At 74.2% G+C, this 15,401-nt stretch carries 9 protein-coding genes; 2 read left to right on the top strand and 7 right to left on the bottom strand.

Annotated features, from left to right (window positions below):
- Positions 1 to 367 precede the first annotated feature (367 nt).
- The 7 genes from ACIRQY_RS19255 to ACIRQY_RS19225 all read right to left on the bottom strand — a co-directional run bounded on the left by ACIRQY_RS19255 (position 368) and on the right by ACIRQY_RS19225 (position 10,708).
- The gene (locus ACIRQY_RS19255; protein ID WP_351789592.1) at positions 368 to 1,825 is read right to left on the bottom strand and encodes an aldehyde dehydrogenase family protein; all 1,458 of its coding nucleotides are present in this window, start codon (positions 1,823 to 1,825) and stop codon (positions 368 to 370) included.
- A complete protein-coding gene (locus ACIRQY_RS19250) occupies positions 1,822 to 3,561 on the bottom strand; it encodes an amidohydrolase family protein (protein WP_403927113.1) in 1,740 nt (579 codons plus the stop codon). Before ACIRQY_RS19250 ends, ACIRQY_RS19255 begins: the two co-directional genes overlap by 4 nt.
- Positions 3,562 to 3,733: 172 nt before the next feature.
- Positions 3,734 to 4,858, bottom strand: coding sequence for an LLM class flavin-dependent oxidoreductase (locus ACIRQY_RS19245; RefSeq protein WP_403927111.1), 1,125 nt, complete (start codon positions 4,856 to 4,858; stop codon positions 3,734 to 3,736).
- 107 nt (positions 4,859 to 4,965) lie between these two features.
- Entirely contained in the window at positions 4,966 to 5,727 is a 762-nt protein-coding gene (locus ACIRQY_RS19240) for an SDR family NAD(P)-dependent oxidoreductase (RefSeq protein WP_351789583.1), read from the bottom strand.
- 19 nt (positions 5,728 to 5,746) lie between these two features.
- Complete coding sequence (locus tag ACIRQY_RS19235; RefSeq protein ID WP_351789580.1) at positions 5,747 to 6,667, bottom strand: LLM class F420-dependent oxidoreductase; 921 nt, start codon at positions 6,665 to 6,667, stop codon at positions 5,747 to 5,749.
- 305 nt (positions 6,668 to 6,972) lie between these two features.
- Positions 6,973 to 9,162: an FG-GAP repeat domain-containing protein gene (locus ACIRQY_RS19230; RefSeq protein ID WP_403927107.1), complete on the bottom strand. Its 2,190-nt coding sequence runs from the start codon at positions 9,160 to 9,162 to the stop codon at positions 6,973 to 6,975.
- Positions 9,163 to 9,487: 325 nt separating this feature from the next.
- Positions 9,488 to 10,708: an amidohydrolase family protein gene (locus ACIRQY_RS19225; protein ID WP_351789576.1), complete on the bottom strand. Its 1,221-nt coding sequence runs from the start codon at positions 10,706 to 10,708 to the stop codon at positions 9,488 to 9,490.
- A gap of 329 nt (positions 10,709 to 11,037) precedes the next feature.
- Between ACIRQY_RS19225 and ACIRQY_RS19220 the strand changes: the two genes are divergently transcribed.
- Positions 11,038 to 14,196: a BTAD domain-containing putative transcriptional regulator gene (locus ACIRQY_RS19220; protein WP_403927104.1), complete on the top strand. Its 3,159-nt coding sequence runs from the start codon at positions 11,038 to 11,040 to the stop codon at positions 14,194 to 14,196.
- A gap of 976 nt (positions 14,197 to 15,172) precedes the next feature.
- Complete coding sequence (locus tag ACIRQY_RS19215; RefSeq protein ID WP_351789571.1) at positions 15,173 to 15,388, top strand: hypothetical protein; 216 nt, start codon at positions 15,173 to 15,175, stop codon at positions 15,386 to 15,388.
- The last annotated feature ends 13 nt before the right edge of the window (positions 15,389 to 15,401 follow it).

Genomic DNA, 15,401 nt, shown 5'->3' with positions numbered 1-15,401 from the left:
AACCGCCACCTACCGACCAACTGGTAGGTAGGTGGACCCGTGTCCGATATGCGGGAACCGCAGCCCTGCCCGAAATGTCCGGTTTCAAAATTTCCCGAGGAATTTTCCGAAGGCTCCCCCGAGGCCGCCCCTCCCGGTCCGCGTCCGGGCCAGGGCCGGAGGTCCTCAAGGCCCGGGGACCCTGGCCCCGAGTCGCTCGGGGCCAGGGTCCCCGGGGTGCTCGGGGCGGGAATCCCCAGGACCCTGACCACCGCCCCGGACCGCCCGGAGCACCCGGACGGTCCGGACCTCCCTGGCTCACCCCGACCCACCCCGACCCATCCCCGGACCATCCCGGACCATCCCGGCCCACTCCGGCCGTCCCGGCTCACCCCGGCCACACCACCGCCTGGAGTTCGCTGTACGCGTGCAGCGCGTACGAGCCCACGTCCCGGCCGACCCCGCTCTTCTTGAACCCGCCGAACGGCGCCTCCATGTTCCGGCCGATCGTGTTCACGCCCACCCCGCCCGCCCGCAGCCGGGCCGCGATCCGGAAGGCGCGGGCCACGTCCCCGGACCACACGTAGTCGATCAGGCCGTAGTCGCTGTCGTTGGCGAGGGCGATCCCCTCCTCCTCGTCGTCGAAGGGCACCACCACGACGACCGGCCCGAAGATCTCCTCCCGCACCACCCGCATCCCGGGGGTGCAGTCGGCCAGCAGCGTCGGCGCCACGTAGAAGCCCTTCGGGAGGTCCGGCCGCTCGCCGCCCGCGACGATCCGCGCCCCCTCCTTCCGGCCCAGCTCCACGTACGCCTCCACCCGGTCGCGGTGGGCCGCCGAGATCACCGGGCCGACGACCGTGCCCCGTTCCGCCGGGTCCCCCACCCGCAGGTGCCGGAGGTAGCCGGTGAGCTTCTCCACCAGCCGCTCGTAGATCCCGCGCTGGGCGAGGACCCGGGTGGGGGCGGTGCAGATCTGCCCGCTGTAGAAGGAGAACGTCGTCCCGATCCCCATGACCGCCGAGTCCAGGTCGGCGTCGTCGAGGACCAGCGCCGCGCCCTTGCCGCCCAGCTCCATCAGCTGCCGCTTCAGCTCCCGGCCGCAGACCTCGCCGATCGCCTGCCCGACCTCCGTGGAGCCGGTGAAGGACACCATGTCGACGTCCGGGGAGTCCACGGCCGCCCGCCCGGACTCGGCCGAGGAGCCGGTCACCACGTTGACGACACCCGGCGGGACCCCGGCCTCTTCGAGCGCGCGGGCCATCGCGTACACCGACAGCGGGTCCTGCGGGGCGGGCTTCACCAGGACCGTGTTGCCCATCGCGAGCGCCGGGGCGACCTTGCCCGCCGGGTTGGCCCAGGGGTTGTTGTACGAGGTGATGCAGCTGACCACACCGACCGGGCGGCGCACCGCGACCGCGCCGAACACCCCGGCCCGGCCCATCGGCCCCGCCTCGTTGATCTGCGGGGGCAGGGCCTGCTCGACGGGTTCCATGGCGCCCCGCGCGTACCGCCGGAAGCGGGCCGCGCCGACGGCGACCTGCATCCCGCGCGCGGTGCCGGTCGTGGCGCCCGTCTCGGCGCGGGCCAGCAGGGTGTTCTCCTCCGCGTCCCTGGCCATCAGACCGGCGGCCCGGTCGAGGATCGCCGCCCGCTCCTCCGGCCTGGTGCGCGACCAGGAGGCGAAGGCGGCGCGGGCCGCGGCGGCGGCCTCGTGGACCTGGGCCCTGGACGCCTCGGGGGCGAGGCCGACGACCTCCTCGGTGGCCGGGTTCACCACCTCGTAGTGGCCGAGGGCGGGCTCGACCCACTCGCCGCCCACGAAGAGCCGCTCGGTACGGGTCATCGGGTGCTCACCGTCCTCGTGTCACGGCCGGAGCGCAGCACCCTGCCGGGGATCGCGCCGGTCACCTCGTCGTCCCGTACCGTCTCCACGCCGTTGACCCGCACCGAGACGATGCCCACCGCGCGGGAGTCGAGCCGGGGGCTGTCCCCGGGCAGGTCGTGCACCAGGGTCGCCGGGCCCGCGTCGATCCGCTCCGGGTCGAAGAGGACCAGGTCGGCGTGGAAGCCCTCGGTGATCCGGCCGCGCTCGCGGAGCCCGAAGAGCCGGGCCGGGTCGTCGGTCAGCATCCGCACCGCGCTCTCCAGGGGGACGAGCTTCCGGCCGCGCAGGCAGTCGCCGAGGAAGCGGGTCGTGTAGGGGGCGCCGCACATCCGGTCCAGGTGGGCGCCCGCGTCGGAGCCGCCGAGCAGGACGTCCTCGTGCTCCCAGGTCGCGCGGCGCAGCTCCCAGGAGGCCGGGTCGTTGTCGGGGGGCATCGGCCACAGGACGGTCCTGAGCTCGTCGTTGGCGCAGATCTCGACGAGGCACTGGAAGGGGTCCTGGCCGCGCGCGGCGGCGATGTCCTTCACGACCCGGCCGGTGAGCCCCTCGTTCTCCTTGCTGTACGTGTCCCCGACGACGTACCGGCCGAAGTCCGCGAGCCGCCGGAAGACGCCCGCCTCCCGGGAGTCGGCGCGCCGCAGCAGCTCGGCGCGGACGGCGGGGTCGCGGAGTTCCGCGATGCGTGCGGGGACGGGCAGGGCGAGGACCTCGCCCCAGCCCGGGATGAGGTTGAGCGCGCAGAAGGTGCCGAGGGACATGTTCATGGGGGTGAGGATCGGCATGGTGAGGGCGACGATCCGGCCGCCGGACTCCCGGGCCCGTTCGGAGGCGGTGAGCTGGCGCGGGACGCGTTCGGGGACGGCGGCGTCGATGGTGAGGACGTTCCAGTTGAGGGGGCGTCCGGCGGCGGCGGTCATGGCGACGAACAGGTCGATCTCGGCGTCGGAGAACTGGTCGAGGCAGCCCGCGAGGATGGCCTCCAGCTGGGTGCCCTCGTGTTCGCCGACCGCCCGGGAGAGGGCGATCAGTTCGTCGGGGGCCGCGTGCCGGGAGGCGACGGGGGCGCCGTCGCCGTCGGAGTGGGTGGCGGACTGGGTGGTGGAGAGCCCCCAGGCGCCCGCCTCCATGGCCTCCTTGAGGAGGGCCACCATCCGGTCGAGCTGGTCGGGGGTGGGTGTCCCGCCGACGGCGTCGGCGCCCATCACGTACCGGCGCAGCGCGCAGTGGCCGACCATGAAGCCCGCGTTGACGGCGATCCGGCCGTCCAGGGCGTCCAGGTACTCCGCGAAGGACGACCAGCTCCAGTCGACGCCCTCCTCCAGGGCCTTCAGGGCCATGCCCTCCACCTTGGACATCATGCGGCGGGTGTAGTCGGCGTCCTCGGGCCGGTCCGGGTGGAGCGGGGCGAGGGTGAAGCCGCAGTTGCCGCCCGCGACGGTGGTGACGCCGTGGTTCATGGAGGGGGTGGCGTACGGGTCCCAGAACAGCTGGGCGTCGTAGTGGGTGTGGGGGTCGACGAAGCCGGGGGTGAGGACGAGGCCGGTGGCGTCCTCGGTGGTGCGGGCCTCCTCGCGGACGGCGCCGGGCTCGGCGACGACGGCGATCCGGCCGTCGCGCAGCCCGATGTCGGCGGTGAAGGCGGGGGCGCCGGTGCCGTCCACGACGGTGGCGCCCGTGATGAGGTGGTCGAGCATGACGGTCCCTCTCCGCTCGGGGTCTCTCCCGGTCCTGGTGCGGGCGGGCCCCGCGCCGGGTGCGCGCGCCGGGCCGGGCGGGCCGGGACGCGGGCGTGCCCCGGCCGCGGGCCGCCGCGGTCGGGGCGCTGTGGGCGGCGGTCCGGGAAGACACCGCCCACGCGTGGGTGCGTTACGCGCCCGCCGCCTGCCGGAAGCGGGTGGTGCGGTGGACCGGGTCGGTGTCGATCTGCGGGATGACGTGCTCGCCGATCAGCTTGATCGAGTTCATGGTGTCCTCGTACGAGATCCCGATGGGGAGCCCGAAGGAGAGCTGGTCGGCGCCGGCCCGCTCCCAGCGCTTGCACTGGGCGAGGACCTCCGAGGGGTCGCCGCAGATCATCAGCTCCTCCTGGATGAGGAGTTCGATGATCTCGGCGGAGTACTCGGGGAGCAGCTCGGGCCACTCGGGGATGCCCTCGGGGCGGGGGAAGGTGTCGTGGTAGCGGAAGAGCAGCGACTGGAGGTAGTTGAGTCCGCCGCCGACGGCGATCTCGACGGCCTTGTCGTGGGTCTCGGCGCAGATCGCGGTGGAGGTGACCATCACGTTGTCGTTGACGAAGTCGCCGATCGCGCGGGCTTCCTTGATCGCGGTCTTGTAGGAGTCGACGACCCACTCCATGTCGGAGACCTTCTGCACGCTGAAGCCGAGGACGCCGAGGCCCTTCTGTCCGGCCATGGCGTACGAGGAGGGTGACCCGGCCGCGTACCACATGGCGGGGTGGGACTTCCCGTACGGCTTGGGGAGGATCTTGCGGGGCGGCAGGGACCAGTGCTTGCCCTGGAAGCCCTGGTACTCGTCCTGGAGCCACATCTTGGGGAACTCGGCGATGGTCTCCTCCCAGAGTTCCTTGGTGTGGTTCATGTCGGTGATGCCCGGCATGAACCCGAGGATCTCGTGGGAGCCCGCGCCCCGGCCGGAGCCGAACTCGAACCGGCCGCTGGAGAGGTGGTCGAGCATGGCGACCTTCTCGGCGACCTTCACGGGGTGGTTGACGGGGGCGAGGGGGTTGAAGATGCCGGACCCGAGGTGGATGCGGTCGGTGGCGTGGGCGAGGTAGCCCAGGTAGACGTCGTTGGCGGAGAGGTGGGAGTACTCCTCCAGGAAGTGGTGCTCCGAGGCCCAGGCGTACTTGAAGCCGGACCGGTCCGCCTGGATGACGTACTCGGTCTCCTCCATGAGCGCCTTGTGCTCGGCTTCGGGATCGGTCTCGGCGCGCTTGCCGACGTATCCCTGTACGAAGATCCCGAATTCCAAGGGGGTTCACCGTCCTCGTCGTCTCCAATGATTCTGACGCTCCGTCAGATTCATGATGTGCCAGACTTTCGCACCGCGGGGTGGGGCCGTCAATACCTGACGGCCCGTCAGAATAGACTGACCCCGGCCAGCCAGCCGCCGTCGATCACGAAGGGCTGGCCCGTGATGTACGCGGAGTCCTCCCCGGTCAGGAAGAGCGCCAGGGCCGCGACCTCCTCCGGGCGTCCGATCCGCCCCAGCGGCACGAGCTTGCGGTACAGCTCCGCCGTGGCCGCCGGGTCCACGCCCTCCGGGTTGCTCATGGCCGTGTCGATCGCCCCCGGGCAGACCGCGTTCACCCGGATGCCCTTCGGGGCCAGCTCCAGGGCCGCGACCCGGGTCAGCCCGAGGACGGCGTGCTTGGAGGCCGCGTAGGCGCCGACCCCGGCCATGCCGGTGAGCCCCGTGTACGAGGCGGTGTTGACGATCGTCCCGCCGCCCGCCGCCGCGATCTCGGGCGCGACCGCCCGGATGCCGAGGAAGCAGCCCTTCTGGTTGACCGAGACGATCGCGTCGAACTCGTCGGGCGGGGTGGCGAGCAGCTCGTTGAAGCGGAGGATGCCCGCGTTGTTGACCAGCCCGTCGATCCCGCCGAACCGCTCCTTCGCCACGGCCACCGCCGCCGCCCAGTCCTCCTCGCGGGTCACGTCCAGCCGGACGTAGGCCGCCCGCTCCTTCCCCAGCTCCCCGGCCAGCTCCTCCCCCGGCCCGTCGAGGACGTCCGCGAGCACCACCCGCGCGCCCTCCGCCGCGAACAGCCGCGCCTCCTGCTCGCCCTGCCCGCGCGCCGCCCCGGTGATCAGGACGACCCGCCCGTCGAGCTTGCCCATGCCCGCCACGCTCCTCGGTTCAGTTCAGAAGGGGGGCGACCTCCGTGCCGAAGGCCGCCATCTGGTCGATGAGTTCGGTACGGCTCCGGGACCGGAACCGGACCTGGATCTGGTGCACCCCCATCTCCCCGTACGCCCGCAGGGAGGCGGCCAGCTCCTCCGGCGGGCCGCTCAGGGTGCGGCGGCCGACCCGCCAGGCGGGCGTGCCGACGTGGAGGGGTTCCGTGATGGCGCCGACCGTCAGGGGCTCGGTGACGCCCGCGTCGGCGCGCAGCCGGAGCAGGGTGGTGATCTGTTCGGCGAGCCGCTCGCGCGGGTCGCCCTGCGGCAGCCAGCCGTCGCCCTTGAGCGCGGCGCGGCGCACGGCCGCCGGGGAGGAGCCGCCCACCCAGAGCGGGACGCGCTCCTGGGCGGGCCGGGGCCGCTGGCCCAGCTCCTTGAAGGAGAACAGCTCGCCCGTGTGCTCCGGGTACTCCTCGGGTCCGAGGGCGGCGCGCAGCGCGTCGAGGGTCTCGTCGAGGACGGCGCCCCGGCGGGCGAAGTCCACGCCCAGGGCGTCGAACTCCTCCCGGACGTGCCCGGCGCCGACCCCGAGGACGAGCCGTCCGCCGGAGAGGTGGTCGAGGGTGGCGTACGCCTTGGCCGTGGCGAGCGGATGGCGCAGCCCGACGACGGCGACGTGCGAGAGCAGCCGGACCCGCTCGGTGGCGGCGGCGAGGAAGGAGAGCGTGGCGACCGGGTCGTACCAGACGGTGCTCATGGCGTCGGCGAGGCGGCGCGGGACGGCGACGTGCTCGCAGCTCGCCAGGTAGTCGAAGCCGTGGGCCTCGGCGGCGCGGGCGACGGCGAGCAGATCGGCGGGCCCTGCGGCCGCCTCCCAGGGCTCGGCGTAGAGGGCGGACTGCGACTGTACGGGCAGCTGCATCCCGTAGACCACCATGGGAACCCCCTCGGAGCCATGTATACCTGACGGATCGTCATATACGCGAGCGGAGCCATGCTCGTACCTGATGACCCATCAGGCAAGGCTTGTGCGGGAGGAGTTCGGACCGGGCCGGGAGGGACGCGGGGCGGCTCTGCCGGGGTGGACGGCGAGGGTCCGGGGCACGGCGGCCACGGGTGGCTGTCCCCCGGCGGGGAGACGGCGACGGGCCGGGGGACGGCGACGGGGCCGGGCCGGGGGCGTCCCCGGCCCGGCCCCGTCGGGGTCCGGTGCGGTGCGGCGCGGTGTGCGCTGCGGTGCGGTCAGCCGATCAGCTGGTGGGGGTCGGAGACGTAGGCCAGGCCCGCGACCTCGGCGGGCTTGAACGGGGCCTTCCAGTTGCCGGTGCCCCGGTAGAGCCGGTTCCCCTCCGGGCCGAACGCCATCAGGTCGGGCCGTCCGTCGTGGTTCGCGTCGCCGAGCGCGACGAGGTGGGTGAAGGCGTTCCAGCCCGCGCCGATCCGGGCGCGCGGCGCGAACGTCCCGTCACCCTTGCCGAGGTACAGCCAGAGCACGCCGGCCCGGTCACGGGCGACCAGGTCCCCGGCGGGGGCGCCCGCGATGTTCCCGGTGGCGGTGATGTCGTTGTAGGTCCCCCAGCCGCCGCCGATCCGCTTGCGGACGGAGAACGGCGTCTTGGAGTTGCCCGTCCCCGCGTACAGCCACAGGACGCCCTGCCTGTCGGCGGCGACGAGGTCGGCCCGGCCGTCGCCGGTCAGGTCGCTGCCGCCGGTGATCCGGTCGTAGGTCCCCCAGCCGCCGCCGACCCGGACGCGGGGGGCGAAGGTGCCGTCGCCCTTGCCCTGGTGGAGCCAGAGCACCCCGGACTTCTCCCGGGCGACGACGTCCCCGACCGCCGAGCCCGCGACGTCGCCGACCGCCTCGACGCTGTCGTAGACGTTCCAGCCGGGGCCGATCAGCGCCCGCTTCTCGCCCTCCTGGAGCTGGCCGTCCATGGCGAACGGCGTGTAGTAGGTGTCGTCGCGCCACAGCCGCCCGGAGGCGTCCCGCAGCAGCAGGTCGGCGGTGCCGTTGTCGTTGAGGTCGCGCGGCTGGACCGTGCGGACCACCTTGAACGTGCCCTTGGCGCCGGTGGCGGGGCCGATGCCGTTGAGCGGCGCGGCGGTCAGCTCCCAGGTGTAGTCGCCGTTGGGCGCGGGCTCCATGCGCGGACCGTTGTTGAGGTAGCCCCGCCAGGAGAACACCAGCTCCGGCTGGTGCGGGTGGCTCTCGCTGCTCTGGTAGGTCTTGCCGGTGCGGACGTGCCGCAGCGTCAGCTTGGCGCTGACGGTGTTGCGGGACAGGCCCCACCGGAACGCCACCTGCTCGCGCTGCGCGGCGAGGTCCACCACGCGGGGGATGCCCGCGCCCCCGACGACGACCTTGGTGGGTTCGCCAGTGGTCGCCACCTTGGTGACCACGGGAGTCGCACCCCCCGCGGCCACGACCCGGTACAGGCCCTCGCCCCCGGCGACCGTGCCGCCCCTCACGTAGAGGCTTCCGTCGGGAGCCGCGGCGAGCGAGGTGAGGTGGTCGAGCAGCCGCACCTTCGCCTTGGTGACCGGGTGCTGGGCGACGACGGCGTCGAAGGTGCCGACGGCCCCGTTGGCGAGCGCGCCCGGCTCGCCGTACACGACCCAGTCGCCGACCAGACCGACCCGGAGCCGGTGGGCCGAGCCGGCGGGCAGCGGCAGCTCGGACGTCCTGCCGGTGGCACGGTCCAGCAGGACGACCTTGGCGCGGTCCGCCCCCGCGCCCTCGCTCCAGGCCACCCGGCTCGCGGAGACGGCGACGCCGGTCGAGGCCGGGGGCTTCGTGCGGATCTCGCCGACGGTGGCGGCCCCGAGGTCGATCAGCCCCCACTTGACGGTCCCGCCGTCCGTGAAGGTCACCAGCGCCTCCTCGGGCGTACCGGGACCGACCTGGAAGCCGGTCGCCCCGGCGGGGAAACCGGTCACGACGACGTCCCCGTCCGCCTTGGTGTGCCGCCTGAGGACCTGTGCGCCGCCCTCGTCACCGGTCCGGGTGAAGACAGCGTCCGCGGCGGAGCCCGCGTGGGACGCGGCGAGACCCGTCCTCACCTCGAAGACGTCCCCGGTGCTCATGGACTGCTGGGTGGTCCGGTACGAGGTGATGGAGACGAGGAAGTCCTCGGCGCGGGTGGACCGCAGGACGGTCTGCCCGCCGTACGCCTTGCCCGTGCCGTCGCTGTAGCGCGACCAGACGAGGTTGTACCCGCCGTCTCCCACGGACCGGGTGACGAAGCCCGTCACCCCCGCCGAGACGATGTCGGAGTCCGCGTGGGGCAGCGGGACGACCGGCCCCTCGGCCGCCGGGGCGGTCACGGCCGTCGGCACGGCCTGCGCGGGGACGGCCAGCGCGCCCGCGCCGAGGGTGACGGCGAGCACGGTGGTGACGGCGGCGGTCAGCCGACGGCGGGTCGAGCGGTGCACGGGCGGTTCCTCCATGGAGCGGCGGGCGCACGGTGCGCCTCGCTGGGGAAGACCACCGGGCGATGCGAAGGGTTGTACGAGTGGACGGAAGCATCTGCGGGCGAACTCGGGATCGACCGTAACAAACCGGTCATGACGGGATGTCACCGGGAGCGGCGACGACCCGAACCCCGCGCGAGGCCGCCACCCCGGGCCGAGGCCGCCACCCCGGCGGGTCGGGCATCCCGGCGGGGTCAGGCATCCCGGCGGGGTCCGGCATCACGCCGGGACGTGCGTCACGCCGGGGCGGCGGCCTCGCGCCGGGGCCCGGCCTCAGGCACCGACCTCACGCCCCCGGCCAGAGGCCCTCCGGGGTCAGGCCGAGGAGGTCGATGGCGTTGCCCCGGACGATCCGCTCCACCACGTCCCCGGGCAGATGGCCCATCTGCGCCTCGCCGACCTCGCGGGACTTGGGCCAGGTGGAGTCCGAGTGCGGGTAGTCCGTCTCGTAGAGCACGTTCCCGGCGCCGATCGCGTCGAGGTTCCGCAGCCCGAAGGCGTCGTCGAAGAAGCAGCCGTAGACGTGCCCGGCGAACAGTTCGGACGGCGGGCGCAGCACCTTGTCGGCGACCCCGCCCCAGCCCCGGTTCTCCTCCCAGACGACGTCGGCGCGCTCCAGGATGTACGGGATCCAGCCGATCTGCCCCTCCGCGTACATGATCCTCAGGTTCGGGAAGCGCTCGAACTTGCCGCTCATCAGCCAGTCGACCATCGAGAAGCAGCAGTTGGCGAAGGTGATGGTGGAGCCGACGGCGGGCGGGGCGTCGGCGGAGGTGGACGGCATCCGGCTGGAGGAGCCGATGTGCATGGCGATGACCGTGCCGGTCTCGTCGCAGGCACGGAAGAAGGGGTCCCAGTGGTCCGTGTGGACCGAGGGGAGTCCGAGGTGCGGGGGGATCTCGGAGAAGGCCACGGCCCGCACTCCGCGCGCGGCGTTGCGGCGCACCTCGGCGGCGGCCAGTTCGGGGTCCCAGAGCGGGATGAGGGTGAGCGGGATGAGCCGCCCCCGGGCCTCTGGCCCGCACCACTCCTCCACCATCCAGTCGTTGTAGGCGCGGACGCAGAGCAGCCCGAGGTCCCGGTCGGACGCCTCGGTGAAGGTCTGTCCGCAGAACCGGGGGAAGGTGGGGAAGCAGAGCGCGGACTGGACGTGGTTGACGTCCATGTCGGCGAGGCGCTCGGGCACGGAGTGGGAGCCGGGCCGCATCTGCTCGTAGGTGATGACTTCGAGGCGTATCTCGTCGCGGTCGTAGCCGACGGCGGTGTCGAGCCGGGTGAGGGGCCGGTGCAGGTCCTCGTAGACCCACCAGTCGCCGATCGGCCCCTCGTCCCCCTTGGCCCCCATGACCGGGGCGAACCTGCCGCCGAGGAAGGTCATCTCCTTCAGCGGGGCGCGGACGATCCGGGGACCGGTGTCGTGGTAGCGGGACGGGAGCCGGTCCCGCCAGACGTGCGGGGGCTCCACGGTGTGGTCGTCCACCGAGATGATCTTCGGGAAGGTCTCCATGTGCTTCACGGTAGCGCCGATCTGACGGGCCGTCAGCTAGTGTGCGGCAGATCGGGGCGGACGGGGGCGCCCCGGCGGCCCGCCCGCGAGCCCTCCGGAGGCCCGATCGAGGCCCCGGCGAGACCGACCCGATGCTGACGGACCCCCTCCGGACAAGGCAGACTGTGCGGGGCGAGACCAGCGGTTGCGGTACGGCAGGGGGAGCGATGGACCGTGAGAACGGGCCGCGAGTTCCGGTGCAGCGGGCTCCGAGGACGAGCGCGGCGGCCGACGCGGGTACGGCCACGGACACGGCCGGAACCACGGACACGGCGACGACCGGGGGTCCGATGACGGACCAGGACACCAGTACGGACATGACCACCACCGGGGGCGCGCCCTCCGGCGGCTCCGGGGCGGGCGCCGGACCGGACGCGGATCGCGAACCCGTCACGGACGGCGAATCCGTCACGGACGGCGGCGCGGGCACGGACACGGGGACCACCGGACCCGAGGCGCCCACGGACACGGCGGCCACCGGATCCGGCGCGCCCGCCGGCACCGGGACCGGCGCCGGAGCCCCGAGCGGCCCGGGGGCCGGGAGCGGTTCCCCCGGGGGCCTCAGGTTCGCCGTGCTCGGGCCGGTCCGCGCCCAGCGCGGGGACGAGTCCGTGCCCACCGGCTCCCCGCAGCAGCGCGCCCTGCTCGCCGCCCTGCTGCTGCGCGGCGGACGCACCGCCACCGCCGCCGAGCTGATCGACGCGCTCTGGGGCGAGGAGTCCCCCTCGCAGGCCCTCGCGGCCGTCCGGACGTACGCCTCCCGGCTCCGCAAGGCCCTCGGCCCCGAGGTCCTGGTCAGCGAGTCCGGCGGCTACGCCCTGCGCACCTCCGCCGCCGCCCTCGACGTCACCACCGCCGAGGAACTCGTCGCCGAGGCCGAGAAGCTGCGCTCCGCCGGGGACCGGGCGGGCGCCCGGGACCGGCTCGCCGCCGCCCTCGGCCTCTGGTACGGCGAGGCGCTGGCCTCCGTACCGGGGCCGTACGCCGAGACCCAGCGGGCCCGTCTGGAGGAGTGGCGGCTGAGCCTCCTGGAGACCCGGCTCGACGTCGACCTGGAGATCGGCGCGCACGCCGAGGCCGTGTCCGAGCTGACCGCGCTCACCGCCGGGCACCCGCTGCGCGAACGGCTCCGCGAACTGCTGATGCTGGCCCTGTACCGCAGCGGACGGCAGGCCGAGGCGCTCGCCGTGTACGCCGACACCCGGCGGCTCCTCGCCGACGAACTCGGCGTCGACCCCACCCCCGAACTCTCCCGGCTCCAGCAGCGCATCCTCCAGGCCGATGCCGAACTGGCCCGCCCGGTCGAGGAGCCCGCACCGGCGGCGGCGCCCGTCGCCCGGCCCGCACAGCTCCCGGCGACCGTCCCCGACTTCACCGGCCGCGCCTCCTTCGTACGGGAACTCGGCGCCCGGCTCGCCACCGCCGAGGGCCACGTCATGGCCGTGTCGGCGCTCGCGGGCATCGGCGGCGTCGGCAAGACGACCCTGGCCGTGCACGTCGGCCACGAGGCCAGGCCGCACTTCCCGGACGGACAGCTGTACGTGGACCTCCAGGGCGCGGGCTCGGGCGCGGCGGCGCCGGAGACCGTCCTCGGCTCGTTCCTGCGCGCGCTCGGCCACCCCGACTCGGCCATCCCCGACGCGCTCGACGACCGGGCGGCGCTCTACCGCTCGACGCTGGACGGACGCCGGGTCCTGGTCCTCCTGGACAACGCCAGGGACGCGGCGCAGATCCGCCCGCTGCTGCCCGGCACGGCGGGCTGCGCGGCCCTGGTGACCAGCCGCATCCGGATGGTGGACCTGGCGGGCGCGCACCTGGTGGACCTGGACGTGATGTCGCCGGACGAGGCCCTCCAGCTGTTCACCCGGATCGTCGGCGAGGAGCGGGTCCAGTCCGAGCGGGAGGCGGCCCTCGACGTGGTCGGCGCCTGCGGGTTCCTGCCGCTGGCCATCCGGATCGCGGCCTCGCGGCTCGCGGCCCGCCGGACGTGGACGGTGTCCGTGCTCGCGGCCAAGCTGGCGGACGAGCGGCGGCGGCTCGACGAACTCCAGGCGGGCGACCTGGCGGTGAAGGCCACGTTCGAGCTGGGGTACGGCCAGCTGGAGCCCGCCCAGGCGCGCGCGTTCCGGCTGCTCGGTCTCGCGGACGGCCCGGACATCTCGCTCCCGGCGGCGGCGGCCGTCCTCGACCTGCCGCTGTGGGACACCGAGGACCTCCTGGAGGCCCTCGTCGACACGTCCCTGGTGGAGTCGGCGGCGCCCGGCCGGTACCGGTACCACGACCTGGTCCGGCTCTACGCGCGTGCCTGCGCCGACCGCGACGAGCAGCCCCCGTCGGAGAAGGCGGCGGCGCTCTCCCGGCTGCTGGACTTCTACCTGTCGACGGCGGCCCGGGTGTACGCGATCGAGCGCCCCGGCGACCGGCTCGTCGACCACCTGGAGCCCGCCGTCCACGAGGGGCTCACCTTCACCGACCGGCACGCGGCGCAGGACTGGCTGTACGCGGAGGCCAACTGCCTGCTGGCCTGCGTCCGTCAGTCGGCGGCGGCCCCGGACACCGTGCGGCGGGCCGTGGACCTGCTGTGGGCGGCGCTCGACCTGGGCGAGTCGGGGGCGAACTCCCGGGAGTTCGAGGCGACGGGCGCCGTGGTGCGCGACGCCGCCCGCGCCCTCGGGGACGACCGGGCGGCGGGCCGCGCGTTCATGGTCCTGGCCGGGGTCCACCACACGGCGGGCCGCTTCAAGGAGGCCGACGCCGACGCCGAACTGGCCCTGCCGCACGCCGACCGGGCCGGGGACCCGGTGCCCGCCTGCTGGTCGGCGAACGCGCGCGGGATCATCGCGCTCTACCAGAGCCGCTTCGCGGAGGGCGAGCAGTACTTCACGGAGGCGATCGAACGGTTCCGTGGCATCGGGGACCAGCCGGGCGAGGCGAGCGCGCTGTGCAACCTCTCCCGCATCCACCTGGCCACCGGCCGCACGTCGAGCGCCATAGCGCTGGCCCGGCAGGGCACCGCGATCTACGACGCCATGGGGCACGCCCTGCGCGGGGCCAACGGGCGGTACGCGCTGGGGCTCGCCCTCACCCAGGACAACCAGCTGGCCGCCGCGGGCGAGCAGCTCCGGGAGGCGCTGGCCGTCTTCGCCGACAGCAGGCAGCGCCTGTGGGAGGGGATGACCCTCTTCCGGCTCTCGGAGGTGGACCTCGCCGCGCAGCGGCACGCCCCGGCGGCGGCCAACGCCGAGATGGCGCTCACGGTGCTGCGCGGCATCGGCGGCGAGTGGCGGCGCGGGAACGTCCTCACGGTGCTCGGGCGCGCGCTCTTCGGCATCGGACAGAGCGGCCGGGCGCTGGTCTGCTGGCGGGAGGCGCTCGGCATCTTCGACGAACTCGGCGCACCGGAGGCGGCGGAGGTCCGGGCCCTCCTGTCCCCGGCGAACGCCGCGTAGGCGCTGACCGCGTAGGCGCTGGCCGCGCGGACTGCGGGGCAACGGGCTTGCGTACCAGGGCGGATGCCCCGGGCTCCTCACCGCCCCCGGGCGGGGCCCGGGCCGGATGTCCGGTCGGACGCGGACGCCCACGGGACCGGTGGTGCTCGCGCCCCGGGCCGGGGCCGGACGGCGGCCGACGAAGCGCGGGCCGTCCGGGCCTCACCGGGTGACCGGGCCCCGGTCCGACCGGACCGGGACCCGAGGACGAGGCCGGGCGAGCCCTAGGCCGGACCGGGGCCCGAGGCTGGACGAGCCCGAGGCTGCCGTGCCGGGGCCGACCGGGCGCCGGGGCGGGCCGGACGGCCCTGCCGGGGGCACGGGCCGTGGACGGCCACGGTCGTGGGCGCGCCCGGGCCGGACGGCCGGTGCGGGACGGGCTGTTGTCCCCGGCCGGACGGCCGGTCCTCGGCGGGCCGCCCCGAGTCCCGGTCGCCTTCCGGCGGTCGGCCGCGAGCCCTCCGTACGATCCCCGTGGCTCGTTCCGGCCGTCCCCGGGAAGGGCGTTCCCGTGACCCGGGCAGACTCCCCGTACGGGACGGGGACGGCCCGCGCGCACGGGGACGGTGACGGGCGGCCTCGGGCCCGTACGGACACCGGCCTCGGGCCCGTACGGACACCGGTCCCGGGCGGTGTGCTCACGGTCCCGAGCGCCCCACGGCCGTACGGACACCGGGCCCCGCCCGGACCGCGTGCCGCCCGCCTCCGGGCGGCCTCCGTCCGCTTGGCCTGTGCGTTCATCGTTCGTTTATCGCCATCCGGCATGATTCTGCCCATGACGATCCGCCGCGTCGGGGGGCAGACGGGTCGCCGATGAGGGCCTGGACACCCGCGTACTAGGGTGATCGGCTCCCGGAGATTCGTCCGGCTGTCCAACGGGGGAACAGCCGGACGAATCTCCTCATCTCTCGGACATCACAAGCAGGAGTTGACGAGCATGACCGACCCGATCAAGCAGGACCCGATCATCGCCACCAAGGACATGCACGCCACCTCCGAGCCCGCGATCGACGCGATCACCGAGAAGATCACCGGCCCGGACGAGCACGCGATCGTCACCAAGGACATGCACGCGACCTCCGAGCCGGCGCTCGACGCGATAGCCGAGAAGGTCACCGGCCCGGCCGACCACGCCGTCAAGCCGCTCAACTAGACCACTCCCGACG

Origin of the sequence: Streptomyces sp. NPDC101490 (assembly GCF_044767145.1) — a bacterium.
GTDB lineage: Bacteria > Actinomycetota > Actinomycetes > Streptomycetales > Streptomycetaceae > Streptomyces.
The sequence above is the reverse complement of the archived record's forward strand: the minus strand, read 5'-3'. Positions and strand labels throughout refer to the sequence as shown.

What these genes read in the sequence shown, in the direction of transcription:
- ACIRQY_RS19235 (WP_351789580.1), bottom strand. Translation starts at nt 6,667, where the DNA reads ATGGTGGTCTACGGGATGCAGCTGCCCGTACAGTCGCAGTCCGCCCTC.
- ACIRQY_RS19220 (WP_403927104.1), top strand. Translation starts at nt 11,038, where the DNA reads ATGACGGACCAGGACACCAGTACGGACATGACCACCACCGGGGGCGCG.
- ACIRQY_RS19215 (WP_351789571.1), top strand. Translation starts at nt 15,173, where the DNA reads ATGACCGACCCGATCAAGCAGGACCCGATCATCGCCACCAAGGACATG.
- ACIRQY_RS19250 (WP_403927113.1), bottom strand. Translation starts at nt 3,561, where the DNA reads ATGCTCGACCACCTCATCACGGGCGCCACCGTCGTGGACGGCACCGGC.
- ACIRQY_RS19225 (WP_351789576.1), bottom strand. Translation starts at nt 10,708, where the DNA reads ATGGAGACCTTCCCGAAGATCATCTCGGTGGACGACCACACCGTGGAG.
- ACIRQY_RS19240 (WP_351789583.1), bottom strand. Translation starts at nt 5,727, where the DNA reads ATGGGCAAGCTCGACGGGCGGGTCGTCCTGATCACCGGGGCGGCGCGC.
- ACIRQY_RS19255 (WP_351789592.1), bottom strand. Translation starts at nt 1,825, where the DNA reads ATGACCCGTACCGAGCGGCTCTTCGTGGGCGGCGAGTGGGTCGAGCCC.